Consider the following 25,018-nt stretch of genomic DNA (forward strand, 5'->3'; position numbering starts at 1 on the left):
GAATTTTTGTCAGGTGATCCAGCCACCCCCGACTACCTCGTCTTCCTGATAGAAGACGGCGGACTGGCCGGGGGTGATTGCACGTTGGGGCTCGTCGAAGAGGGCGTGGACCGTTTGGTCGTCGACGCGGCTGAGCGTGGCCATGGCCGGGGTGTGGCGATGGCGGATCTTGATGCTGACTCGGATGGCGTCGCCCGCGGCCAGGCTGGGGATGGAGATCCAGTTGAGGCGGTTGGCGAAGAGATCGCGGGAGAGGAGATCTTCGTCGGAGCCTACGGTGACCTGGTGGGAGTCGGGGTGGATGGCGAGGACATAGAGTGGGTTCGGCGAGGTGAGGCCGAGGCCCTTGCGCTGACCGACGGTGAAGCTCTGGATGCCCTCGTGGTGGCCGATGACCTCGCCGGTGGTGGTGACTAGGTCGCCGGAGGTGTTGGGGAGTTCTTCGCCCTGCTCGTCGAGGTAGGCCTTGAGGAAGGTGTTGTAGTCGCCGCCGGGGATGAAGCAGATCTCCTGGGAGTCGGACTTCTGGGCGACCGCGAGGCCTGCGTCGGCGGCCATCTGGCGGACGGCGGGCTTTTGCATCTCGCCGAGGGGGAAGATGGTGCGGCTGAGCTGCTCCTGGGTGAGGCCGAAGAGGAAGTAGGTCTGGTCCTTGGACTTGTCTTCGGGGCGGGAGAGGATCCAACGTCCGCGTGCTTCGTCGAAGCGGTTGCGGGCGTAGTGGCCAGTGGCGATGCGGTCGGCGCCGATCTGGCGGGCGGTGGTGAGGAGCTGGTCGAACTTGAGGTGGTTGTTGCAGAGGGTGCAGGGGATGGGGGTGCGGCCGGCGAGGTACTCGCTGACGAAGGGCTTGACGACGTCGGCTTCGAATCGGGCTTGCTGGTTGATGAGGTAGTAGGGGATGTCGAGCTGCTCGGCGACGTGGCGGGCGTCGTAGACGTCGTCGATGGAGCAGCAGCGGCCCTGGACGGCCTCGGGCATGCCCTCGTGTCCGGCGAGGCGGCGCTGGTTCCAGAGCTGGAGGGTGAGGCCGACGAGGTCGTGGCCCTGAGCGCGCAGGAGGGCAGCTACGGCGGAGGAGTCGACTCCTCCGGACATGGCGACCGCTATCGTGTTGTTGGGCTCAGTGGGCATGGCTCTGTTCTATTTTCTCATCTCTCACTTTGCCAGAAGGAGATACCCCTCCCCCGTAGCAAAAGTGTGCAAAGTCTTCAAAAGATGGAGCTTAGGTCCGAACCGACTGATCCGGTTTCGTGGTTAAGTCCAATTTTTCGTGGTTCCCAGCGGCAAAGTATTCATTCTAAATAAGAAAGCTGAACCTTGGTTTGGCTCGGCTTTCTTCTCGATGTGAGAACCCTACTCCTTTAAGTATAGCGGTTCGATGAAACTGATACGCCACGCGATTTCGCTGGATTGGCGCGGGTTTTGGTGGGTTGGGGGCTTGACAGGTTTTGGTGGGCTTAGTTGAGGTTGATGCTGGTCGCCGAAGACCATGGATAGACTTCGGCAGTGGGGACGAGGTTGGCGCGGACGGGATTCTGGTGAATGTAGGTTCGACGGACTTCAAACTCGGTTCGGTCGCGGATGCGGTGGTCGGTGAAGCCTCGCTGCCAGACGGGTTGGGAGGAGGAGAGGCGATGGGAGAAGCCTCCTTTGATCAGGCTTACGGCGCGCTCGAGGGTGATGGCTTGCGGGGTGAGGAGGAGGTGAATGTGATCGGGCATGATGACGAAGGCGTGGAGTTTGTAGTGACCTTCGGAGCGGTAGTGCTGGAGGGTTTCGAGGAAAAGTTTGGCGTGGAGGTCGACTTGGAAGAGGCGGCGGCGGTTGTGGGTGGCGCTGGTGATGAAGTAGGTGCCGGGGCGGGAGGTGCGGGGCGGGATCGCCATGGGGTGATTGTAATGGCGGGTACCTCAGGGGCTAAAGAGGGTGATGAAAAATACCCCTCCGAACGAAAGGCCGACCTCAGCGGCTAAAGCCGCAATGCAGCCAAAGCTCTTGCGGCACGGCTGAAGCCGTGCCCTTAACAATACGGTTAATGCACGGTTGGTAGGGTGGCACGGTTGGTGGGTGGTGGGGGCGAGATCGGATAGAGGTGGGTTGGTTGGTGGACTGCGCTCTCAGCGCGGAGCGCAGTCCACGGATAACTACTATTTTGCGGTGGCGGTGGGGGTTGGGTAGATGGCCTGGAGGGTGAGGATCTCGTAGGGTTTGATGGGGACGGTGACGACGTCTCCGGTGAGGGGGAGGTGGTCGCCTTCGGGTTTTTCCATCATGTTGGACTCGATGGCGTAGGTGGCTCCGTGGGGGATGTGGAGTTTTACTTCGGATGCGGTGCCGGCCCACTCGTACATGCGGAAGACAAGGGCGTCGGAGTCTTCGGCTTTTTTTATCGCGGTGAGGGTTACGTTGGGGTTTTCGATGCTGGCGAAGGAGTGTTCGGCGGGGAGGGTTCCGGTGTGGGCGAAGACCTGCTGGGCTTTGAGTGGGTCGTTGAGCTCGTAGCCGCGGCGGACGGTCTGCGCTTGCTTCCAGGTGCCGGTGTGGGGGTAGAGGGCGTAGACGAAGTGCTGGTGGCCGCGGTCGGCTTCGGCGTCAGGCCAGGTGGGGGAGCGGAGGAGGGTGATGCGGAGGGTGTTGCCGACGGCGTCGTAGCCGTACTTGGAGTCGTTGAGGATTGAGAGGCCCTGGTGGTCGTCGCCTAGGTCGGCCCAGCGCATGGCGGGGACTTCGAACTGGGCCTTCTCCCAGGAGTTGTTGCGGGTGGTGGGGCGCTCGATGGAGCCGTAGGGGATCTCGTAGGTGGCTTTACCGCTGGTGGCGGCTAGGGGGAAGGCGGCTTTGAGGAGGACGTGGGTCTCGTGCCAGTCGATGTCGTTAGTGATGCGGACGGTGTCGGCTCCGGCGTCGAGGGAGATGTCTTGAACAAATTTTGAGGACTGCCAATGACGGGTGATGCGTACGCTTTCGCCCTGTTGGCCGTCTCCAATTAGTTGGATCGAATCGACCCGGCTGATGGGTGTCATCGTGCCGTCAAGAGTCCCCGGGTCGATGTTCCAGGCGTCATATTGCTTGGGGGTGTCTTTGAAGGTCTGGAGCTGGTTGCCACAACCGTTGGGAGCGATGAATTCTTTATCGTCGTGCAATAGCCTTTTAATGCAGCCAGTGCTCTTGTCAATCTCCACTGACAAGTTGTCATTCCCCAAAATAATCGAATTGTCAGGAGGGCGCTGTCTCCAAGCTAGTTGACCTCGGATCGAGGTCTCTGCGATGGGCTGTTCTCCATTCACTCCGCTTGCGTTCAAAACTTTGTAGCCCTGAGAAGGCACATTGGACGACCGAACAAGAACTTTGAAGGTATTTGTTGCGTCGTCGTGGTGGAGTACCGTGATCGGCAAGACTCGATTCTGCTCGTCTTTCAATGAAATTGAATCGGAGTGCTCGGGGAGCTGAACCGTAGCTTCGAACGTTTCTGAGCGGGGCCATGCAAGTGTGTTTGTGACGAGAATCGGTACGCCAGATGTGACGCGGGTATCGATGCGGGCGGCGAGGGTGTTGAGGGAGTTGTCGGCGATCTCTTTGTCCGCGTGGAAGACTTCGGTGTAGTCGCGTTGGGCGTCTTTGTAGATGATGGCGATGCCGGAGCCTGCGGCCAGGTCGTGGAACTGGTTGAAGGTGATTTTTTTCCAGTTTTCGTTTAGTTCATCGGCGGGGTATGCGCGCCCGTCTAGCCAAGCTAGGGAGGCTAGTTTTTCGGCGTCGAGGGTGGCTACTTCGCTGGTGCGCATGTTGCGTTTGTGCGCGGCTTGCGTGGTGTAGATGCCGCGGTGGTACTCGAAGTAGAGCTCGTCTTTCCAGGTGGGGATGCCGAGGGCTCCGTTGGCGGCTGGTGGGGCGGTGTAGCCTTTCGCGATGGAGTCGTAGTCCCAGGTGGGGGAGGTTGGGTTGAGGTTCTTTTCTACGTTGGTGAAGTAGTTTTGCGCGGTGTGGTAGCGCATGGTGGGGACGGCGTCGTGATCTTTGGAGCCTGCGGCGATCCAGTGGTCGGCCTGGTCGAGCATGGCGCGGGTGGGGCCGCCGCCGTGGTCGCCGATGCCGTAGAGGTCGAGCATCTCGGTGGTGCCGGGGTTGCGGTCGGCGGACTCGGCGAAGTCGGCGGAGATGCGGGTGGGGTTGACGTTGTCGTGGACGTAGTCGGTGGGGAAGTAGGTGAGGACTTTGCTGCCGTCGGGCGACTCCCACCAGAAGAGGCGGAAGGGGAGCTGGTTGGTGTCGTTCCAGTGCATCTTCTGGGTGACGAAGTAGTCGAGGCCGGAGCGCTTGTAGATCTGGGGGAGCTGCCAGTTGTAGCCGAAGGAGTCGGGGTTCCAGCCGATGCGGGCAGTGACGCCGTACTGCTGCTGGAAGTAGCGCTGGCCGAGGAGGAGTTGGCGGACCTGCGATTCGCCGTCGGGGAGGTTGAGGTCGGGCTCGACCCACATGCCGCCGACGATCTCCCAACGGCCTTCTTTGACGCGCTGCTTGATTTGCTCGTTCAGAGCGGGATATTTTTCGGCCATCCACTCGGTGTACTGCGCGGCGGATTGGGAGAAGGTGTAGTCGGGGTACTCGTTCATGAGCTGGAGCGCGGTGGTGAAGGTGCGCTTGACGACGTCGATGGTTTCGCTGCGGGGCCAGAGCCAGGCGGCGTCGATGTGGGAGTTTCCGGCGAGGTCGATTTTGGCTTCGGCGAGGACGGGATGGAGGGTGGTGAGGATCTCTTGCGCGTTGCGGAGGGATCTGTCGAAGGCGGCCTGGTCGGCGGAGGCGAGGGCGTTGGTGTCGATGGCGGCTACGGCTTCTTCAACTTTGGGGAGGAGGTCTGGGCGCGGGGTGGGGAGCGCGGGGAGGAGGTTGGCGGCGGCGATGCACTGGATGCGGATGTCGTCTGGGGATGGGCGGGCGTTGGCGCCGGTGGCGTTGGGATTTGGCTCGATGGTGAGGCGGACGCCGGAGAAGTTCTTGTCGTCGACGGTCTGGAGGAGTTTGACGGCTACGAGGATCTTGTCGCCGGGGTGGGCGGGTTCGAAGAGGACGATGGGTTCGAGGTCTTCGCCGAGGGCGACACGCTTGCCGTTGAAGTAGATGATCTCGGGGACGGCACCGTTGGCGTCGGAGCGGAACTGGAAGGAGATGCGGGCGCCGGTGATGTCGTAGCCGTTGAGGGTCCTGGGGACTTCGATCTGGCGGCGATACCAGACGGCCTCGTGGGGGGCTTTGGATTTGGGCTGGACGAGGGTCCAGGAGGAGTCGTCGAGGGTGGGAGATTCGCCGTGGGGGATGTCGCCTACGTGGAAGCGCCAGTCGCCTGCGGGGAGGGAGTTGAGGGTCTCGAGGGTGTGGAGCTTGGCTGCGGCTGCGGGTGAGAGGTTTTTCTGTTCGCGGACTGGAGTGAAAGATTGGGCGAGGAGGGGGGTGCAGGAGAGCAGGAGGGCGAGCGAGAGCCGGCTAAGACGCATAAAGGCAAGGGTAGCAAATGCATGCGGGAACTCACAACGGAGTCGTCGTGTGATTTGGTCCGCGAGAGCTCTGATCGGCGGGCTCTGATCGGCGGGCTGATGGTGTTGGGCGGATCAGACGGTCAGGTCGTGGATTGGGGCGTCGGGGGCGTTGGCTTTGACGGACTCGATGCCGGCGTCGCGCGCGGTGGTGGTGGTGTAGGTTTCGCTGGTGCCGATGACCTGATGGTTGGCGGCTTTGAGGTTGAACATGGGCTGGCCGTTCTTGGCTTCTTTACGCTCGTAGTGAGCATCGATGGGGGCGTTCTTCCTGACCGACTCGATGCCATTTTCGGCGGAGGACTTGCCGACGTACATCTCGCTGGCCAGGATGATCTGGCCGTTGCCGGCCTTGAGGTGGAAGTAGAACTCGCCGTCTTTTGCCTTCTTGATCTCGAACGTGCCTGCCATGAATTCTCCTTGAGAGGGAAGCGTTGGTGTCGTTTGCGAGGGCCGGATTTTTGCTGATTCGGATTGTAGCTCGTGTTTGAGCCGGGGGTTGAGAATTTATTGCAGAGGGGTGGTGGGTGGACGAGGGCGCTGGTAGTCTTTCGTGCATGATGAATCTGCGAGTTAGAGCGGCGGCGGTCTTTGGACTAGGTTTTGTAACGATGGGTGCGGCGTGGGCGCAGAACTCGCTGCCGACGGCTACGGCGACGGGGATCGATGCGGCGGCGGCAGAGGTGCTGAAGGCTACCGGGGTGCCGAGTGCTTCGGTGGCGGTGGTGCAGGGCGGGAAGATCGCTTATGTGAAGGCGTATGGGAAGGCTCGGCTGGAGCCGGTGATGCTGGCGGAGCCGGGGATGCAGTACTCGATCGGGTCGGTGAGCAAACAGTTTACTGCGGCGATTATTTTGCTGCTGGTGCAGGATGGCGGGGTGAAGCTGGACGATCCGGTGGGGAAGTATCTGCCGGAGCTGACGCGGGCGAGCGATGTGACGGTGCGGCAGGTGCTGTCGATGACCTCGGGGTACCAGGACTTCTGGCCGGAGGACTATGTGATGACGTCGATGATGCAGCCGGCGACGCCGCAGCACATTCTGGATGTGTGGGCGAAGAAGCCGCTGGACTTCGAGCCGGGGACCAAGTGGCAGTACTCGAATACGAACTATGTGATTGCGGGACGGATCGCGGAGATTGTCGCGGGGAAGCCGCTGATCGAGCAGTTGCAGGAGCGGATCTTCAAGCCGTTGAAGATGACAGGGGTGTTGAACTCGGACGCGAGCAGGCTGCCGGCGAATGACCCGACGGGGTACTACCAGCATGCGCTGGGGCCGCTGCGGCCGGCTCCGCAGGAGGGTGCGGGGTGGATGTTTGCGGCGGGAGAGTTGGCGATGCCTGCGAGCGATCTGGCGCAGTGGAATATCAGTTTGATGAATCGAACTCTGCTGGCGCCGGCTTCCTATGACGAGATGTTTACTGAGGTGAAGCTGAAGGATGGCAGCGGCACTCACTATGGGCTTGGCGTGCAGGTGAGCGCGCGGGATGGGCATCGTGTGATCTCTCATAGCGGCGAGGTGTCGGGGTTTGTCTCGCAGAATTCGGTGTTTCCTGACGATAAGGTTGCGGTGACGGTGCTGACGAATGAAGATGCTTCGAGCGCTGCCGGCGCATTGGCGCGGAAGATCGCTCCACTGGTGCTGGGCGGGAGTGCTGCGGCGAGTGCGTCGGATGGAACGGCGGCCGCAGAGAGGCGGGCGCTTGCGATCTTTACGGGGCTGCAGGAGGGTAAGCTGGACCGGTCGCAGTTGACGGCGTTTTGCGATGCGTACTTTACCGAGGAGGCGGTGGGGGACTTTGCCGGCAGCCTGAAGCCGCTGGGGGTGCCAGGCAGCTTCAAGCAGATGGATGAGGAGTTGCGCGGCGGGATGACGTTTCGGTCTTTCAGTGTGAGCTTTCCGGATCGGCAGTTGCGGGTTACGACCTATGAGGAGCCGGATGGGAAGCTGGAGCAGTACCTGGTGATTCCTTCGGGGAGCTAGAGGGTTTGAGGTGGGGCTGTGGCTGCAGAGGGCGAAGAAAAGATACCCTCCGAAACGAAAGGCTGACCTCAGCGGCTGAAGCTGCACCCAAAGCTCTAGCGGCACGGAGACCCAAGGCTAAAGCCTTGGGCTACCAGCCGTGCCCTTAAGCAAAACGGACTTTTCAGCAGCCTCTGCATCAAAGCGGTGATGGCAGAACAGATCCTTGCCGCGTGACAAACAGATTCTTGCTGGATGACAACCTTGCCGGATGACAAACTGACAGGCAGAGGACGTGTCGGTGATGATGCTCCGGTATCCGTTGAGTGACGCCGCGCAATAAAGGATAATAGTGCGTGGTGATGAGGCGTATGGTTGCCGCAGGGCTTTTCGTCGTCCCTCTTTGTTTTATTTTGCCTTTTGTGGCTTTCTCCCTTGAGTCAATACTTAGGACGGTGGATCAGACATGGAACTGTGGACGGAGTATGAAGGAAGAACGATCGATGGAGCGTTTCCTCTAACCAAACTGATACGGCCTGAAGGCCGGAGCGCGTTCTTTTCGACGTCGAATGGTGTGGGTGGGCCGACGGTGATACGGCTGATCGAGTCGCACTTCGATGATGAAGAGATCCTGGTGCGGTGGCGCGGGATTCAGGCGTTGAATCATCCCAATCTGGTGAAGCTGATTCAGTTTGGCAGGGTGATGCTGGATGAGACGTCGCTGGTCTACGCGGTGATGGAGCCGGTGGACGCGAACATGGCTGAGATCGTGGCGGAGCGGCGGTTGACGGTGCAGGAGACCAGGCAGATTGCGACGAGCCTGGCGTCGGCGCTTGAGTCGCTGCACACGAATGGTTTTGTGCATGAGCATATCGAGCCGGCGAATGTGCTGGCGGTTGGTGAGTCGATCAAGCTGCGGAGCGACTGTATTCGCGAGACTCCCGAGGGACAGGAGGGGAGTGAGCTGAAGCAGAAGGACGCACATGATTTCGCGGTGGTGCTGCTGCGGGCGTTGACGCAGAAGAAGACGCTGGAGGAGGCAAAGCGCGAACTGCCGCTGGATGCTCCGTTCGATGAAATGATCAGGAAGGGAATCAGCGGGGAGTGGGGGATTCCGGAGATGGTTAGGGCGTTGCGGCCGGACACGGAGATTCGGGTGGAGGCGCGGCCGGTTGCGGTGAGGGAGTCTCGGCCGGAGAAGGTGGCGGAGATGCCGGTGGAGCTGCCGACTTATTCGACAAATCGTGTGCGGGTTGCGGAGGAGAAGTCAGGCGGGATTGAAGGACGACGGCTGGTGATTGGCGTGGGAGCGATGGTGTTGCTGCTGCTGATCGCGCTCTTCATGCATGGCCGGTGGTCGAAGTCCAGTGGAGCGGTGCAGGCGAATGCGGTAGTGCCTGCGATTGCGACGGAGGCGAGTGATGCGGCTCCTGCGCCTGCTCTGGAGACGCCTTCGGCTGAGGCTGGTTCTGCTGGGGTGGCTGCTGCTGCTCCTGCTACGGCTGCGCCGGAGGCTTCTGTGACTGCGCCGGCTAGTGTTGGGGTGGGGCAGTGGCGGGTGGTGGCGTTTACGTATAACCGCGAGGCTCAGGCTCAGCAGAAGGTGGAGAGTCTTAGGGCGATGCATCCGGATCTGCGGCCAGAGGTGTTTACGCCAAGTGGGCACTCGCCGTACCTTGTGGTCGTTGGTGGGACGATGAGCCGGGATGAGGCGTTTGCTTTTATCAGGAAGGGACGCGCTGAAGGGCTGCCTCACGACAGCTACGCTCAGAACTATCGTCGATAGTGGCGTTGTCCTGCCGGACGGGCCCACTTCGCGTGGGGCGGTCACTTCGTGACGCGTATACCTTGTTTTGGTGGGATTGGTGGTGTGGGCCTCCCGTTGGTCGGAATGGGAGTTTGGGACGGCTAGTCGTTCATATTTTGCTGGGCTCGCAGGAAGGCAAAGTGGCTGACGTGCACCCAGCCGCGGAAGGGCAGGTTGACGTCGGCGATGGCGAGGAGAACGAGGGTGATGAGGAGGGTGAAACAGAAGACCTGAACCGCGTGGAGGGCTCGATTGGCGGACCCGAAGAGGGAGGCGGAGAGGACGGTGACGAGTCCGCCGACGAGGAGGACTCCCCAGAAGATGGTGGGGAGGCGGTAGACACTCTGGAGAAGGCGGGTTCGGCGATGCTCGGTGAGTGCACTGAGTTCGGTGAGCGCGTGATCTTCGGCGATGAGCTCGGAGGGGGTAGCGGCTTTGACGGACATGAGGGTCTTCCACATGTCGCGATTGAGAAGGTGGCTCTCTTCGGGGAGTTTGCTTTGAAACATCTCTGGCCAGTCGTGGTTGATGACGGCGTCGGCGTAGTCGCGGGCCTGCTGCTCGAGGAGTATTCGTTGCGGCGTGGGCAGGCCTTCGGCGATGTGATAGACGTTGCGCAGGGAGTTGGCTTCGAGGTCGGCGTTGAGGTTGGCTTCTCCGAAGTTGGTCCAGACGGTGTAGAGCATGAAGCCGAGGATAACCGCGTAGGTGGTGCCGAGGATGCCGAGTTGCCAGCCGATGAGGTCGTTGTGTACGGTGCGCCGTTCGCGTGGCCAGATGCGGTTGAGAAGCGCCAGGAAGAGCATGGAGCAGGTCATTGTGACGATGAGGATGACGATGTTTTGGATGAGGGTCAGCATGAAGGGCGAGCATCTCCGCGTGATGGATTCCAAGCTTACCCCAGCCTGCTTGCAGGCCACAGCAAAAAAGCGCCGCTCTTGAGGGAGAGCGGCGCTTTTATTTTTGTTTTGCTGTGTGCTGTGGCGACTATTCGGTGGAGTCTTTTTCTTTTTCTTTCTTTTCGGCAGGGATGGGTTCGGATTTGGCTAGTGGTTTGGTGATGTCGTCGAGGTAAGCGGGGGTGCCGTCTACGCGGACCAGTTGTGGGTAGCGGGCGCCGTCATGGTAGTCGATGTCGGCGGTGGTGACGAAGGCGTCGCTCTGGAGGATGAAGTGGATGGGCTCGGAGGTTCCTTTTGCCTGCTTGATTGCGGTCTTGAGGGCGTCGGCGGAGTAGACGTTGCCGTTGATGGCGATGATCTTCTCTCCGGGGAAGAACTTCGCCTTGTCGGCGGGGCTGTTCCAGCGGATGTCGGCGATGTTGCCTTCAGCGGAGACGCGGAGGCCGAGGGAGTACCAGACGTTGACGGAGCTGCCGCGACGGCTGCCGGAGTTGGCGAGGGTGCGTTCGGATTTTGTGGGTTCATCGGTGAAGACGAGTTTGTAGCCGCCGCGTTCGATGCCGGCTAGGTCAGCGCGCGGGTTTATGTTGTCGATGCGCTCGTGGATGAAGGTGGCCCAGTCGTATTTGTAGACCTGGTTGAGGTCGGCGATGAGTTCGTCGCGGTTGTAGGTGACGATGCTGGGGCCGGTGTTGCCGCCTTTGCCGAGGAAGAGGTGCAGGAAGTCGGTGAGGGATTTCTTGTTGTCGGTCTTTTGGCGGATGAGGGTGTCGGCGTCGAGCCAGAAGAGCTCGCCCTCCTGGTAGTAATCCTGTCCGCGCTTCCAGTTGGACCAGGCGGGGTTGCCGCCGCGGAGGATGCTGGCGGAGATGGCGGTGTCTTCGGTTGAGCGCCACTCGCGGCCGGGCTTGTAATCGAGATTGGCGGCGGAGAGGGCGAGCATGTCGCGGTACTGCTCCTGCGACTTGAGGCCGGAGCGGGCGGCGAGGACGTTGCCGAGGTATTGGGTCATGCCCTCGTAGACCCAGAGGAGCGAGCCCTGCTGCATCTTCTCGAAGTCGTCCTGATAGAGGTTGAAGGGGCGGCGGTACTTGCCGTTCCAGGAGTGGGTGAACTCGTGGGAGAGGAGGTCGGATTCGCCGAGTTGATGGGAGGGGTCGGAGAAGCCTTTTTCGCCTACGCCGTTGTCGGAGGACTGGCCGTGCTCGAGGCCTTCGCCGCCGGCTACGTCGGAGAGGGTGAGGAGGAAGTGGTAGACGTTGTAGTGGCGGGAGTCGTAGGCTGCGCCGGTCTCGCGGACGAGGTTGTTGAGTTCGGCGAGGAGGGCGGGGCGGAGGTTGGAGTCTTCTGGGGAGTCGGAGACTACGTCGATGTAGTGCCTGGGTGTGACCTCGGGTGCGAGGGCGAACTCGTGGAAGTACTGGCCGGTGATGACGGGGGAGTCTTCGAGTTGCTCGACGGTGGTGGGGGCGTAGGTAGTGACCACCGGTGGCCCCGGACTGAACGGACCAGACAATCCGTTCTGGGACGTGCTCGCGATGGTGAGGGCGGTGCCAATGCCCCAGCCTGCGGGAACTATGACGGAGGGCTGGATGGCGATGTCTTTTACGGGAGTCTTCGCGGGGTAGAGGAGGAGTTTTTCCCATTCGAGGACGGCTAGCTTGTCGGTGACGCGGGCGGTGACGATGCAGTCGAGATGGGCGTGCAGGGTGGTGACGCCGGCGGGGACTGTGACGTGGAACTCGTAGAGGTCTTCGTCGTCGCGACGCCAGGGAAGGACTGTTTTCGTTCCGCCTGGACCATTGACGGTGAAGACGACTCCGGTGATGTCATCGACCGGGCCGGTGGGGCGGTGGTTGCCGGGGATCCACTTGGGGGTGGTGAGAGAGACGGGGCCGGGCTGGACGGGGATGTCGACTTCGGCGTGGTAGAGCTTGCGGGGAGCTTCGGACAGGTCGGCGGTGATCTGGATGGGAGTCTGCTGGGCTTGCAGAAGGGCAGGGGTTCCGAGGGTGAGCAGGGCCAGGGGCAGGAGGGTGCGGCGGACGATCATGAACGGGAGTTTTCCTCTCGAAGTGAGGTGAAGATTTTAGATATTACGTGTAGACGGATCAGGAGAACGAAAGGATGCAGGCTGATTTTTGGGGCCTCGGTAGACGCTTCTCATCACTAAGGGCCTGAAGGCTGTGGATCGGCGAAAGATAGAAGCAAAGGGCGAAATGCGGGGGTTTCTCCACTCCGCCGCGCGATGAGACTGCGCGGCTCCGGTCGAAATGACGATTTGGGGGAGTTTTGAGACATGCTCTCAGAATGCGTCTCCGGTTCGTTCGATGTTCAGGAGTTGAGGGCGGATTCGATGGCGGCGACTACGGTGGGGTCGTCGGGCAGGACTTCGGGAGAGAAGCGGGCGGCGACTCGGCCGTTGCGGTCGATGAGGAACTTTTCGAAGTTCCAGAGGATGCCGGGTTCGGGGTTGGTGGTGGCCCCGTGCTGCTGGAGGAAGCCGTTGAGGTTTTCGCGGAAGGCTTCGCGGCCGGGGCTGGTGGCCTTTGGCTGGGCGGCGATGAGGGACTGATAGAGGGGATGGGTGTTGGGGCCGGTGACGGTGACCTTGGAGAACATGGGGAAGTCGACGCCGAAGGTGGAGCGGCAAAAGGTCTGGATGTCGTCGTTGGAGCCTGGCTCCTGGCCGCCGAAGTCGTTGGCAGGGAAGCCGCAGACGACGAGGCCGGAGTCTTTGAAGCGGGCGTAGATCTTTTCGAGGGCGTCGTACTGGGGGGTGAGACCGCACTTGGAGGCGACGTTGACGATGAGGAGGACTTTACCGCGATAGTCGGCGAGGGAGGTGCCTTCGCCGGTAATTTTGTGGACGGGGATGTCGTAGAGAGCGGCTGCGGACATGGATTCTCCTGAAAGCTTTAGTGAGTTGATTATAGGTGCGCTGGGTCCTGCCGGACGGGCGCCCTGCGCGGGCCGCGGTCACTTCGTGACTTGTATACCTTGTTTTGGGGGATCAACTGCGTGGGGCCTCCCGCTGGTCGGCACGGAATGATGGGCGGGAGCGATCTTGCGGGCACGGTCTTTATGAGATCTTTACAAATTTTTGCAGGGACTGACAGGTTAAATGCAGAGATTGAGTGAGTTGAGTTGACAGAGGCGGTACGATCTAAATCGTATGTCACTTACAGATTCGATTATTGGACGACCGCTTGCGACGAGTGAGGAGCGGGCAGAGCACATTGGTGTAGCTGCAGGAATCCCTATCTTTGGCCTGGATGGGCTGACGAGCGCGGCGTACGGACCAGAGGCGGCGATGACGCTGCTGATTCCGTTGGGGATTGGCGGGGTGGAGTATGGCTGGCGGATTATCGGGGCTATCCTGATTTTGCTGGCGATTGTGTACTTCAGCTACAGGCAGACGATTGCGGCGTATCCGGGTGGGGGTGGGAGCTATACGGTTGCCTCGGAGAATCTGGGGGAGAAGCCTGGGCTGCTGGCTGCTGCGGCGCTGATGATCGACTATATTTTGACGGCGGCGGTGGGGATCTCGGCGGGCGTGACGGCGTTGACGTCGGCGGTGCCGAGTCTACAGCCGCATACGCTGATGATCTGTCTGATCATCCTGGTGATTCTCGCGCTGGTCAATATGCGCGGCGTGAAGGATACGGGGACGGCATTCATGCTGCCTACGTTCCTTTTTGTCAGTACGCTGCTCGCGTTGATTGTGGTTGGGATGTGGAAGACGATTCACGCTGGTGGGCATCCGATGGCGATGGCTCCAATCCCTGCTGCGCTGCCGGCGACGGTGGGGACGCTGGGAACGTGGATGCTGCTGAAGGCGTTTGCGAGTGGATGCGCGGCGATGACCGGGGTGGAGGCGGTGTCGAATGGCGTGATGGCATTCGGCGAGCCGAGAGTGCAGCGAGCGCAGCGGACGCTGACGGTGATCATCGGCATACTGATGGTGCTGTTGTTTGGGATTGCGTATCTGGCAAAGACTTACCGGATTATGCCGATGGATCCGGATGCGGCGCAGTTTCAGAGTCTGCTTAGTTTGCTGGTGACTGCGGTCTTTGGGCGCGGGTGGTTTTATTTTCTGACGATGGGTAGCGTGTTGCTGGCGCTGGCATTGAGTGCGAACACGGCGTTCGCGGACTTCCCGCGTCTGACGCGGGCGATTGCGTTGCATGACTATCTGCCGCATGTGTTTATTCTGCGCGGGCGGCGGCTTCTGTACTCACACGGGATCTATGCGCTGACGGCATTTACGGCGGTGATTCTGATTCTGTTTGGCGGTGTGACGGACCGGCTGATTCCGTTGTATGCGATTGGAGCGTTTCTGGCTTTCACGCTCTCGCAGGCGGGAATGGTGGTGCATTGGAAGAAGGGCGAGGCGCATCCGGGACGGGGCTGGCACATGTTTGTGAACGGCATTGGCGCGGTGGCGACGGGGCTTACGACGATCGTCGTGCTGGTGGCGAAGTTCCGGGCGGGCGCGTGGGTGACGGCGCTGCTGGTGCCGGTGCTGATCGGGATTATGTGGGTGGTGAAGCGGCACTACTCGCGGGTGCGACGGGAGATGGCGGATATGACGCCGTTGAACCTGGTGAATCTGCAGGAGCCTATTGTGGTGATACCGATGGCGCGATGGGACCGGATTACAGAGAAGGCGATGCGGTTCGGGCTGCTCCTTTCGAAAGAGATCAAGGTGGTGCATGTGCACTCGGATGATGAGGAGGGCAGCCTGGAGGAGATCTGGGAGGAGCACGTGATGGCGCCGATCAAGAAAGAGGGGCTGCAGGAGCCGGAGCTGGTGACGATTCTTTCGAATTACCGGTTTATTGTCAATCCGCTGATGGACTACATTTTGACGCTGGAGGAGAAGAATCCCGGGCGGAAGGTGGCGGTGCTGCTGCCGGAGCTGGTGGTGCGGCACTGGTGGGAGAATGCGCTGCATAATCAGCGGGTTCAGCTGCTGAAGCTGCTGCTGCTGGTGAAGGGGAATCAGCGGATTGTGGTGGTTAATATTCCGTGGTACCTGTGAGGGTGTTTTTGCTGGGGTTTTTGGGAAAAACAGTGTTTTGGTTGTGGTGTTTTGATGGTGAAGATGTGGTGAGATGCGCGGTGGAACGTGGTGTTTCGCCGCGTGTTTTTCTGTGATGAAGATACGCCAGGTTTTTTGGATTTTATTTTTGTGGGGTAGGCCGCCTCTTTGGGAGGCGGATTTTGTTTTGGTCGGGTTAGGCAGGGATCAGGGTGGCGGGGGTCTTGCGCCAGGTGGGGCTCAGGTCGCGGAGGCGGGCTACGGCGGTGGGGATCAGGGTGAGGGCCTGGTCGATCTCTTCGGCGGTGGTGAGGCGGGAGAGGGAGAAGCGGATGCTGGCGCGGGCGCGGGCGGGGGAGAGTCCCATGGCGGTGAGGACGTGGGAGGGTTCGGTGGCGCCGGACTGGCAGGCGGAGCCTCCGCTGACGGAGAGGCCCTTGAGGTCGAGGGCGATGACGAGGGCTTCGGCTTCGATGTGGTCGAAGTAGAGGTTGGTGGTGTTGGAGACGCGGGGGGCTCCGGCTCCGTTGACGCCGCACTCCTCTACCTGGGAGAGGATGCTTTGTTCGAGGCGGTCGCGTAGGGCGGTGAGGTGGGTGGGGCTGTCGGCTTGGCTGGGGAGAGCGGTCGGGCTTGCGCCCGATGCCCACACATCAGAATCGATGTATGGGGCACCCGGATTTGTGGGGGTGCCCGGATTTTTGTTGGTACTCGGATTTTCTGTGGTGCTCGGGGTTTGGGCGAGCCAGGCCTGGGCTAGTTCGGCGGCTTTGCCGAGCGCGACGATGCCGGCTACGTTTTCGGTTCCGGCGCGGCGCTGGCGCTCGTGGGAGCCGCCGTGGAGCATGGGGGCGAGGCGGACGCTGCGTCGGACGAAGAGGGCTCCGATGCCTTTGGGGGCGTAGATCTTGTGGCCGGAGAGGGTGAGGAGGTCAACGTCCTTGAGCGGGCCTTTGGGGCTGAGGTCGAGGGGGAGACGGCCTACGACCTGGACGGCGTCGGTGTGGAAGAGCGCGCCGGCGGCGTGGGCGATGGCGGCCAGCGCGGCGATGGGCTGGATGACGCCGGTCTCGTTGTTGGCGAACATGACGCTGACGAGCCTGGTGTTGGGGCGGATGGCGGCCAGTAAGGCGGCTGGTTCGATGAGGCCTTGCGGGGTGCTGGGGAGGAAGGTGACTTCGATCTCCCGGCTGAGGGCTCCTACCTTCTTTTTTGCGAGGGACTGTTCGAGGGATTGGGCAGCGCGGAGGATGGCGTCGTGCTCGATGCTGGTGGTGATGAGGTGGGCGGGTTCGCCGAGGAGCTTGGCGTTTTCGAGGGTGCCGAAGAGGGCGAGGTTGTCGCTCTCGGTGCCGCCGGAGGTGAAGACGATCTCGGAGGAGCGGCAGTGGAGGAGGCGGGCGACACTGTCGCGGGCGTGGTCGACGGCGGCGCGGGCGAACTGGCCCTGCTGGTGAATGGAGCTGGCGTTGCCGTAGTGCTCGAGGAAGAAGGGGCGCATGGCCTCGAAGACCTCGGGGAGGAGAGGCGTGGTGGCGTTGGCGTCCATGTAGATTCGGCGCATGATTTTATTTTACTGTGTGTTACTCCGGGTCCAGTTTTGGGACCGATAAATCGAGCGTAGAGCAGTATGATGACCCATCGGCTCCGCACTTGCGACTCAGCATATGACTTAGAAGATTGCCACATCCCAGAAGGAGCGGCAGGCGTGCGCAATCGTTCCGGCGGAGTACGTTTTTAGATAGATTCAACAGACCACAATGTCCGAGGAGATCTAATGAAGATTGCAGTTTTGATGTTGCTTTCGTGTTTGACGTTCGGTGTGAATAGAGACTGTGCTGCGGCTGACCTGGACAAGTCGGCTGAGAACGCGGCTTTGATTCGGGCGCACCATGAGGCTATGAATCGCGGCGATTGGAAGAATGCGTCGACCTACTATGCTGAGGATACGAAGAACTTTGGAACGCCGGGTGGACGTCAGCGCCTGAGAATGGTTTATGAAGACATTTGGACGACGTTCCCTGACTTTCGTCTCGACATCATTGATCTGGTAGCGAAGGACGATGTGGTCGTTGTTCGTTGCCGCGAGAGCGGCACTCACCTTGGCGTCCAGAGGCGATCAGTAAACGGAGGCTTATTGATTGGAGTGCCTCCCACCCATAAACACTTCGAGGTCGAGGTGATGCATTGGTACAAGATTCGCGATGGCAAGATCGTCGATCATTACGGAGCTCGGGATGACGTTGGCATGATGGAGCAGCTTGGGTTATTGGCTGAGCCACAGCCTAAACCTTAGGAAACGGTATAGTTCCGCGGCTGTCGTGATCGCCATTCCGATTCTCAAATAACCGAGTCAATCCTCTGGGGAGGGAAGCGTCTCGGTCTGTGCGTTCGCCCGTTCGAAGGTGAGGTTGACGGAGCGATTTCCGATCGGTCTTGTGCGGTGACGAACGCCTCGCTTGACGGTAATCATGTGGCCTGGCAAGAGCTCGAGGGTCTGGTCATCAAAATCAATGAAGAGGCCACCTTCCAATGCAAGAAAACTCTCGTCGGAGTCGGGATGGCAGTGCCAGTGATAGGACTCGGTCATGACGCTTATGCGAACTTCATGATCGTTGACGTTAGCGATGGAATGGTTGTTGTAGCTCTCCGCTGTTGCTGATTCGGCCGAAAGACTGATGACTTCGAAGGAAGGATTTTGCATGTATTGCTCCATGCTCTTGTTTCGCGATTGTACCCTGCTGCAGATAGCTCTTCCGTCTTGCATGAAGTGGATGGAATGGGTAGTAATAGCGATATGGAAGAGCAAGAAAGACGGCTGGTTATGGACGAGTTGGCTTCGAGTGAAGCGAGGCTGTTGGAGTTGGTGCGTGGATTGTCGGAGGAGCAGTGGAGCTTTCGGGAGACGCCTGAGCGTTGGTCGATCGCGGAGAATGTCGAACATCTTGTTGTGTTCGAGGGCTTCATCCGGGGGATGATCGCGAAGACGCTGGAGGGGGCGGCGGAGCCGGAGAAGAGTGGGCTGGCCGCTGCGAAAGAACACCTGGTTCTTGGGGTGGGGAAGGACCGAAGTACGAAGCTCAAGGCTCGGGCGGCGGCGTCTCCGGTGGGCCGCTGGACGGACAGGCTCGAGTTGATGGCGGAGCTGCGGGGGGCGCGGGCGGAGACTGTTGCGTTTGCGGCGGAGACGGAGGCTGATCTGCATGGTCACTTCTTTCCGCATATCGCGTTTGGAGATCTTGACTGCTATCAGTGGCTGGTGCTGGTGGGCCGGCACAGCGACCGGCATGCGTTACAGATTGAGGAGATCAAGGCTCATGTGGGGTTTCCTGCTTCGTAGTCCTGCCGGACGGGCCTCCTACGCTTGGCCACCCCACAAACGAAGACCTGTTTGCGGGGACCCCGGTTCGCGCGTCACTTCGTGAGTTGTATACCGCTTCGCCCGGCACTCCCGTTGGTCGTGAACTAAGATTCCGACCAACGGTGTGCGTGAATTTGTTTGTGACATACGCGGGGACGAAACCTGATAGGCTTAGCGCGCGGCTCTGCGACTGCGGTCGCGACGTTGCCAATAAAATTGGAGGATGATGATGAAGCGGATGGTTGTGGTGTTGGCGCTGGCTGGTTGTTGTGTGACGGGCGTGCAGGCGCAGATGGATGCGAAGGGGCCGAAGATTGCGGCGGGAACGATGATTGAGCCGGCGAAGAGCTTCGATGGGATGCTGAGTGATTTTGAGAAGGAGTTTGTGCCGCTGGCCGAGGCGATGCCGGCGGAGAAGTACGACTTTGCCCCGAGTGCTGCGATCTTTGTGGCGGGGCAGGGAAGCGAATATGCGACGGTGAGCACGTTTCGGCAGATGGTGCTGCATGTGGCGTCGGCGAACTATTACTACGGCAGCATGGTGGGTGGGATGAAGCCGGATGTGGATGTAAAGGCGCTGGCCGATATCAAGAACAAGGATGCGGCAGTGGCGGCGCTGAAGACTTCATTCGTGTTTGCGCATAAGGCGGTTGCGACATTGACTGCGCAGAATGCGTTTGAGAGCGTGAAGGGGACCAATACGCGGGCGAGCCTGGCGGGGGGATTGGTGGCGCATGCGTCGGACCACTATGGACAGCTGGTGGAGTATCTGCGGATGAATGGGATTGTGCCGCCGGCTAGCAGGAAGTAGTTTTTTTGAACGGGAGTGATAGAGACGACGGGAACAAAGAGCAGCCTTTGCGGGCTGCTCTTTTTCTGTGAGGCTCTTCGTTTTCTGCGGGACTATTCGCCTAGCATGATGCGCTGGATGTGATGGGCGCGGCCGGTGGCTCCGTCGCAGTTGATGAGGGCGGCGCACATCTTTGGGTTGCCCTTGGCGGGTTCGAACTTGCCGGGCATGCCGGTGAGGAATCGGGCGAGGACTAGCTCTTTTTCTACGCCGATGACGGAGTCGTAGGGGCCGGACATACCGACGTCGGTCTGGTAGGCAGTGCCGTTGGGGAGGATGCGCTCGTCGGCGGTGGGGATGTGGGTGTGGGTGCCGAGGAGGGCGGTGATGCGGCCGTCGAGATACCAGCCTAGGGCTACTTTTTCGCTGGTGGCCTCGCCGTGGAGGTCGAGGAGGATGACTTTGGCGGTGATCTTGCTGAGGAGTTCGTCGGCTTTGCGGAAGGGGTCGTCGCAGGAGGACATGAAGACGCGGCACTGGAGGTTCATGACGGCGTAGGTCTGGCCGGTGGGGAGCTCGCCCTGGTAGAGGCCGAAGCCGGGGGTGCCGACGGCGTAGTTGGCGGGGCGGAGGACGCGGCGGCCGCGGACGTGGGAGTCGGCGGGGACGGTCATGTACTCGAAGATCTCGCGCTTGTCCCAGATGTGGTTGCCGGTGGTGATGACGTGGGCGCCGAGGTCGAAGAGCTCTTCTGCGATGGAGGGGGTGATGCCGAAGCCGCCGGCGGCGTTCTCTCCATTGATGACGAGGAGGTCGACGGCGTTGGTTTCGAGGACGTGGGGGAGGTGTTCGCGGACGATGTGGCGGCCGGCGGAGCCGAAGACGTCGCCGACAAAAAGGATGTTCACTGAAGAAGTTTACATGGGGTGGGGTGGAGAATTTTTCGCGGATGGGGGATGAGTCGGCGAATCCTCGGCTGGGTGTGGTAGCTTTTTTGAATGGCACAGAGCGGGCGGTTTCAGTTGAGCGTGCGAATTTTGGCGGTGCTGGCGAGCGAGCCGGGGGCAATGCATACATCGTCAGCGATTGCAGAGGAGCTGAAAGAGAGCGCCGTGATGGTGCGGAGGTCTTTTCTGCTGCTGCATAAGGCGGGGTTGATTGAACAGAAGAAGGGGCCGCACGGGGGCGCGAAGCTGAAGCTTCCGGCCAAGCAGATCGGTTTGGGGGATGTGTTTGAGGCGTCGGCCGGGGATTGGCTGAGCATCGAGGATAAGGCTGTGGGCGCGTGGATCAAGAAGGTGCGCGGGGATGCGGTGGCGGCGATGAATGAGCACTCGCTGGCTGGGGTGGTGAAGCGGATGAAGAAGACGAAGTAGTCGTTTCGAACTTGGAGAGAGCCTCGGTGGGAGCCGGGGCTTTTCTGCGTTTGTTGGTTATTTTTTTCGTTCGTTGCTTGTGTTTATATGTCCTGAACGCTGAGGGTGCGGGGATCGGTGACTCGCTGCATGAGGGCGGCTGCGATGAGCATGCAGAGGCCACCGGCGATGATGGCGTAGATGCGGTTGTTGTGGAGAAAGTGAGTCATGATCCAGCCGAAGAAGAGCGAGGCCAGGATTTCGGGCGTGACGACGAAGAAGTTGAAGATGCCCATGTAGACACCGGTGCGCTCCGGGGGGAGGGTGGCGGCGAGCATTGCGTAGGGCATGGAGAGTGTGCTGGCCCAGGCGATGCCTACGCCGAGCATGGTGAAGAGCAGCATGTACTTGTTGTGCATGACGACGACGGAGATGAGGCCGATGGCTCCGCAGAGGAGGCAGGCGGTGTGGGTCTTTTTTCTCCCGATTTTTTTGGCGAGCCAGGGCAGGGCGAAGGAGAAGGCGAAGCAGACGGCAGAGTAGGCTGCGAAGCAGATGCCTCCCCACTCGATGCCTTCTTTGTAGAGGGGTGAGGCGGGGTCTGTCGCGCCGAAGACGTTGTGGGCGACGGCGACGGGGAAGTAGAGCCACATGCAGAAGAGACCGAGCCAGGTGAAGAGCTGGACGGGACCGAGCCTGCGCATGGTCTCCGGAGTGTGGGCGATTGCGGAGAGGATCTCCTTTGCGCCGGCGATCAGGCCGGCTTTCTCTTTTTTGGCGCGGCGAAATGCTTCCATGTTCTCGGGGGGATATTCGGGCGTGGTGAAGATGGTCCATAAGACCGCGCCGAGATAGGCCACCGCGCCGATGTAGAACGAGATGCGGACGGTGGTGGGGACGGCGCGGGTGTCGCCGACGACCTGGGTCATGTGGAAGACGTTGGTGAGGAGCCAGGGAAGTGCGGAGGCGATGACGGCGCCGAGGCCGATGAAGAGGCTCTGCATGGCGAATCCGCGAGTGCGCTGTCCTTCGGGGAGGATGTCGGCGACGAAGGCGCGGAAGGGCTCCATGCTGACGTTGATGGAGGCATCGAGGATCCAGAGCATGCCTGCCGCCATCCAGAGGCTGGAGCAGTTGGGCATGAAGAGGAGCATGAGGGAGCTGAGGATGGCTCCGACGAGGAAGTAGGGGCGGCGGCGGCCAAGAGGGCCCCAGGTGTGGTCGCTGGCGTTTCCGATGATGGGCTGGATGAGCAGGCCGGTGAGGGGAGCGGCGAGCCAGAGGATGGGGATTTGATCGGCGCGGGCTCCGAGGTACTCGTAGATGGCGCTCATGTTGGCCATCTGGAGGCCCCAGCCGAACTGAATGCCGAGGAAGCCGAAGCTCATATTCCAGATCTGCCAGAAGCTGCGTTCAGGCTTTCTCATGGAGGTCCTCGCAGGTTCTTCAAGGTGCAGCGCAGCGAGAGGTGGGTTCTGCGCTTGCTGGACGGGAGCAGACGGATGAGACGAGATGTCAGGGCGTGGGCTCACAGCGGGGAAGCATAGCAGCCAGAGGGCGGGAGAAGCTATGCGTTTTAATTGCGAGGCTTCGCGGGAGCAGTTTGGAGTACGGGCGGAGAGGCCGGGGGGGCTTGATATGTGGAGTTAGTCGTTGCGGATGTCGAGCGAGCCCATGCCTACGTTGATCTGGAGTGAGCCTGCGCCGGTGCCTGCGTAGTCTTTGCTGACGACGATGTGGCCGTCGTGGCCGCCGGGGCGGTGGTCGTGGAGAGAGCCCATGCCTACGTTGACTTCCATCTTGGAGTAGTTCTTGTCTTTGTCGACGATGAGTTGCATGTGACCCATGCCTACGTTGATCTCGCGGTTGCCGGCACTGCCGATTGCGTTGAAGTCGAGGTCGCCGTAGCCGAGGTTGATCTCATTTTCGGAGTTCTGACCCATGGGTAGGGTGACGGTTACGGTTGCGTGGGCGGCTTTGGGGAAGTTGAGATTGATGACGCCTTTGTCTGGCTGGACGCGGATGGTCTGGATATAGTCGGCGACGGTGTAGCTGCCTGATTGGGTGTCGAGGTTGACGGTGAGCTTGATCTCTTTGGCGTCGGGCCGAGTGTTGATGCGCAGGTCGGCGCGGCAGATGTGGAGCTTTAATTTCCCACTGGGGGCGAAGGGACGAGTGAGTTCGAGGTGGTGGGGGTGGAGGATGTCAGAGGGGGCGCTGATGTAGTCGTGCGTGGTGATGGGCTTGTCGAACTCGGTGCAGTTCATGGAGTCGGAGTGGGAGTTCGATTGCGTGTCAGTCTGAGCCGCGTGCGCCGTGAGTGTGGTTGCAAGGATCAGTGCGAGGGCGTAGCAGAGTGATTTGCGCACGATAGGCTCCTGTCGCTGAGAGATGTTATTTCGGCTGAGGCTAGATACGGTGGGGGAGTGGTTTGGTTCCCGGTCTCAGGGTTTGGGGCGGAGTTGCTGGAGGAGGGCTTGGGCGGTGGGCTGGGTGTTGAGGATGTCGGTGGGGGTGAGCCAGGCGCGGCGGAGCTGGGTGATGCCGTAACGCATCTGGTCGAGCTCTTCGGTGGCGTGGGCGTCGGTGTTGATGACGATCTTGCAGTTGTGTTTTTTGGCGAGGCGGAGGTGGAGGTCGTTGAGGTCGGCGCGGGCGGGGCTGGCATTGTGTTCGACGGCTACGCCTTTTTGTGCGGCGGATTTTAAGATGGTGTCGATATTGATGGCGTAGGCTTCGCGGCCGAGGACCTTGCGGCCGGTGGGATGGCCGAGGATGCGGACGTGTGGGTTCTCGATGGCGCGGAGGACGCGGGCGGTCATCTCTTCTGCGGGTTGATTGAAGTGGGAGTGGATGCTGGCTACGACGATGTCCATCTGGGCGAGGGTGGAGTCGTCGAGGTCGAGGGCTCCGTCGGCGAGGATGTCTACTTCGATGCCGGGGAGGATGCGGAAGGGCGAGGGGGTAGGGTGTAGGGAATAGGGAGTAGCAGACGACTTGTTGCCGGCGGCAAACTCCTCGGCGAACTCGGCGTCGATCTCGCGGATGCGCTTGATGTGGGCGAGGGCCCTCGTGTCGTCGAGGCCGTTGGTCATGGCGAGGTTTTTGCTGTGGTCGGTGATGGCGATGTAGGCGAGGCCGCGGGCGAGGGCGGCTTCGGCCATCTGGCGGATGGTGTCGCGGCCGTCGGTGGCCTCGGTGTGCATGTGGAGGTCGCCGCGAATGTCGGCGAGGGTGATGAGCTGCGGGAGCGTGTGGGTTGCGGCGGCTTCGAGCTCGCCGCCGTTCTCGCGGAGCTCGGGTGGGATGTAGTCGAGGTCGAGGGCGTTGTAGATCTCGGCTTCAGATGCGGCGGCTACGATGACGTTGTCTTCGAGACGCAGGAGTGCGTACTCGCTGAGGGTGAGGCCGCGTTTGATGGCGCGCTGGCGCAGGGCTACGTTGTGCATCTTGCTGCCGGTGAAGTATTGGAGAGCGGCGCCGTAGCTGGCGCGGGGGAGGAGGCGGACGTCGACCTGGAGATTGTTGCGGAGGGTGAAGGAGACTTTGTTCTGACCTTTGGCGATGAGCTTGTCGATGAGGGGAAGAGCGGCGACGTGCTCGACGGCCGCAGAGACGACGTCGGGTTCGCAGGCGGGGCCGGTGGCGAGGAGGTCGAGGTCGCCTACGGTCTCGCGGCCGCGGCGGAGGGAGCCTGCGGGGATAATCTCGTCGATGCCGGGGAAGGCTCGGATGAGGTTGATGATGGTGTCGGCGTGCTGCTGGGCCTTGTCGATGCGGAAGCGGCTGGAGTTTTTGCGGTGGTCTTCGATGCCTTTGAGGAGCTTGGTGACGAACTTTTCGCCCATGCGGGGGAGCTTGGTGAGATGGCCGGCTTTGGCGGCTGCTTCGAGGCCGTCGATGTCGCATACCTGGCAGGCAGACCAGACGAGCGCTACCGTTTTGGGGCCCATGCCGGGGAGGCGGAGGAGTTCGAGCATGGTGGGTTTGTACTTTTGCAGGAGCTCTTCGCGGAGAGGCATGGTGCCGGTGGTGAGGAGGGCCTGGATGTTGGCGACCATGCCTTTGCCGATGCCGGCGATGGCGAGAAGCTGCTTGGGGTCGTCGGCGATGGTGGAGAGCTGCGTGGTTTGCTGCTCGACGGCTTCGGCGGCGCGGCGGTAGGAGCGGATGCGGAAGGGGTCGGCGGAGTCGATCTCGAGGAGGGAGGCGGTTTCGTCGAGGAGGCGGGCGATCGAGATATTGTCCATGGGAGAGCGTC

The 25,018-nt window shown here is 61.0% G+C and carries 20 protein-coding genes; 7 read left to right on the plus strand and 13 right to left on the minus strand.

The genetic code is table 11. From position 1 onward, the window contains the following. Nucleotides 1–9: 9 nt before the first annotated feature. From mnmA to HDF09_RS12235, 4 genes are all read right to left on the minus strand, one after another. A complete protein-coding gene (mnmA, locus tag HDF09_RS12220; protein WP_183766628.1) occupies nt 10–1,134 on the minus strand; it encodes a tRNA 2-thiouridine(34) synthase MnmA in 1,125 nt (374 codons plus the stop codon). A 326-nt stretch (nt 1,135–1,460) separates the two neighbouring features. Next, entirely contained in the window at nt 1,461–1,889 is a 429-nt protein-coding gene (locus tag HDF09_RS12225) for an REP-associated tyrosine transposase (RefSeq protein WP_183766630.1), read from the minus strand. A 261-nt stretch (nt 1,890–2,150) separates the two neighbouring features. Beyond that, nucleotides 2,151–5,498: an alpha-mannosidase gene (locus HDF09_RS12230; RefSeq protein WP_183766632.1), complete on the minus strand. Its 3,348-nt coding sequence runs from the start codon at nt 5,496–5,498 to the stop codon at nt 2,151–2,153. 114 nt (nt 5,499–5,612) lie between these two features. Continuing rightward, nucleotides 5,613–5,948, minus strand: coding sequence for a YegP family protein (locus tag HDF09_RS12235; RefSeq protein ID WP_183766634.1), 336 nt, complete (start codon nt 5,946–5,948; stop codon nt 5,613–5,615). A gap of 146 nt (nt 5,949–6,094) precedes the next feature. Between HDF09_RS12235 and HDF09_RS12240 the strand changes: the two genes are divergently transcribed. Together HDF09_RS12240 and HDF09_RS12245 are read left to right on the plus strand one after the other, a co-directional pair. Next, complete coding sequence (locus HDF09_RS12240; RefSeq protein WP_260181245.1) at nt 6,095–7,519, plus strand: serine hydrolase domain-containing protein; 1,425 nt, start codon at nt 6,095–6,097, stop codon at nt 7,517–7,519. Between the two features lie 445 nt (nt 7,520–7,964). Further along, nucleotides 7,965–9,284 (plus strand): protein kinase domain-containing protein, encoded by a 1,320-nt coding sequence (locus HDF09_RS12245; protein WP_183766636.1) that lies wholly within the window; start codon nt 7,965–7,967, stop codon nt 9,282–9,284. 122 nt (nt 9,285–9,406) lie between these two features. Here HDF09_RS12245 and HDF09_RS12250 read toward each other — a convergent pair whose 3' ends face one another. From HDF09_RS12250 to HDF09_RS12260, 3 genes are all read right to left on the minus strand, one after another. Next, nucleotides 9,407–10,165, minus strand: a complete 759-nt coding sequence (locus tag HDF09_RS12250) for a bestrophin-like domain (protein ID WP_183766638.1) — start codon at nt 10,163–10,165, stop codon at nt 9,407–9,409. Between the two features lie 127 nt (nt 10,166–10,292). Beyond that, entirely contained in the window at nt 10,293–12,260 is a 1,968-nt protein-coding gene (locus HDF09_RS12255; protein WP_183766639.1) for a M61 family metallopeptidase, read from the minus strand. Between the two features lie 281 nt (nt 12,261–12,541). Further along, on the minus strand, nt 12,542–13,108 hold the full coding sequence (locus HDF09_RS12260) for a glutathione peroxidase (protein ID WP_183766641.1): 567 nt from the start codon (nt 13,106–13,108) through the stop codon (nt 12,542–12,544). A gap of 274 nt (nt 13,109–13,382) precedes the next feature. Between HDF09_RS12260 and HDF09_RS12265 the strand changes: the two genes are divergently transcribed. After that, nucleotides 13,383–15,251, plus strand: a complete 1,869-nt coding sequence (locus tag HDF09_RS12265; RefSeq protein ID WP_183766643.1) for an APC family permease — start codon at nt 13,383–13,385, stop codon at nt 15,249–15,251. Nucleotides 15,252–15,447: 196 nt separating this feature from the next. Here HDF09_RS12265 and HDF09_RS12270 read toward each other — a convergent pair whose 3' ends face one another. Then, nucleotides 15,448–16,815 (minus strand): cysteine desulfurase family protein, encoded by a 1,368-nt coding sequence (locus HDF09_RS12270; RefSeq protein ID WP_183766645.1) that lies wholly within the window; start codon nt 16,813–16,815, stop codon nt 15,448–15,450. A 213-nt stretch (nt 16,816–17,028) separates the two neighbouring features. Here HDF09_RS12270 and HDF09_RS12275 point away from each other — a divergent pair, with 213 nt between their 5' ends. After that, the gene (locus tag HDF09_RS12275; RefSeq protein ID WP_183766647.1) at nt 17,029–17,547 is read left to right on the plus strand and encodes an ester cyclase; all 519 of its coding nucleotides are present in this window, start codon (nt 17,029–17,031) and stop codon (nt 17,545–17,547) included. Nucleotides 17,548–17,604: 57 nt separating this feature from the next. Here HDF09_RS12275 and HDF09_RS12280 read toward each other — a convergent pair whose 3' ends face one another. Further along, complete coding sequence (locus HDF09_RS12280) at nt 17,605–17,955, minus strand: cupin domain-containing protein (RefSeq protein ID WP_183766649.1); 351 nt, start codon at nt 17,953–17,955, stop codon at nt 17,605–17,607. A gap of 75 nt (nt 17,956–18,030) precedes the next feature. Here HDF09_RS12280 and HDF09_RS12285 point away from each other — a divergent pair, with 75 nt between their 5' ends. Both HDF09_RS12285 and HDF09_RS12290 read left to right on the plus strand, forming a co-directional pair. After that, entirely contained in the window at nt 18,031–18,591 is a 561-nt protein-coding gene (locus HDF09_RS12285) for a DinB family protein (RefSeq protein ID WP_183766651.1), read from the plus strand. A gap of 250 nt (nt 18,592–18,841) precedes the next feature. After that, the gene (locus tag HDF09_RS12290; RefSeq protein WP_260181250.1) at nt 18,842–19,423 is read left to right on the plus strand and encodes a DinB family protein; all 582 of its coding nucleotides are present in this window, start codon (nt 18,842–18,844) and stop codon (nt 19,421–19,423) included. A 92-nt stretch (nt 19,424–19,515) separates the two neighbouring features. Here the strand turns inward: HDF09_RS12290 and HDF09_RS12295 are convergent, their stop codons facing one another. Next, nucleotides 19,516–20,310 carry a TIGR00282 family metallophosphoesterase gene (locus HDF09_RS12295; RefSeq protein WP_183766655.1) on the minus strand — a complete coding sequence of 265 codons (795 nt, stop codon included), beginning with the start codon at nt 20,308–20,310 and terminating at the stop codon, nt 19,516–19,518. Nucleotides 20,311–20,400: 90 nt separating this feature from the next. Between HDF09_RS12295 and HDF09_RS12300 the strand changes: the two genes are divergently transcribed. Beyond that, a complete protein-coding gene (locus HDF09_RS12300; RefSeq protein WP_183766657.1) occupies nt 20,401–20,778 on the plus strand; it encodes an RrF2 family transcriptional regulator in 378 nt (125 codons plus the stop codon). 83 nt (nt 20,779–20,861) lie between these two features. Here HDF09_RS12300 and HDF09_RS12305 read toward each other — a convergent pair whose 3' ends face one another. The 3 genes from HDF09_RS12305 to HDF09_RS12315 form a co-directional block, all read right to left on the minus strand. Continuing rightward, the gene (locus tag HDF09_RS12305; protein ID WP_183766659.1) at nt 20,862–22,184 is read right to left on the minus strand and encodes an MFS transporter; all 1,323 of its coding nucleotides are present in this window, start codon (nt 22,182–22,184) and stop codon (nt 20,862–20,864) included. A 219-nt stretch (nt 22,185–22,403) separates the two neighbouring features. Continuing rightward, nucleotides 22,404–23,126 (minus strand): hypothetical protein, encoded by a 723-nt coding sequence (locus HDF09_RS12310; RefSeq protein ID WP_183766661.1) that lies wholly within the window; start codon nt 23,124–23,126, stop codon nt 22,404–22,406. A gap of 75 nt (nt 23,127–23,201) precedes the next feature. Beyond that, nucleotides 23,202–25,007 (minus strand): DNA polymerase/3'-5' exonuclease PolX, encoded by a 1,806-nt coding sequence (locus HDF09_RS12315; RefSeq protein ID WP_183766663.1) that lies wholly within the window; start codon nt 25,005–25,007, stop codon nt 23,202–23,204. Nucleotides 25,008–25,018 lie beyond the last annotated feature (11 nt).

The sequence above is a fragment of the Edaphobacter lichenicola genome (assembly GCF_014201315.1).
GTDB classification, from domain to species: Bacteria; Acidobacteriota; Terriglobia; order Terriglobales; family Acidobacteriaceae; genus Edaphobacter; species Edaphobacter lichenicola_B.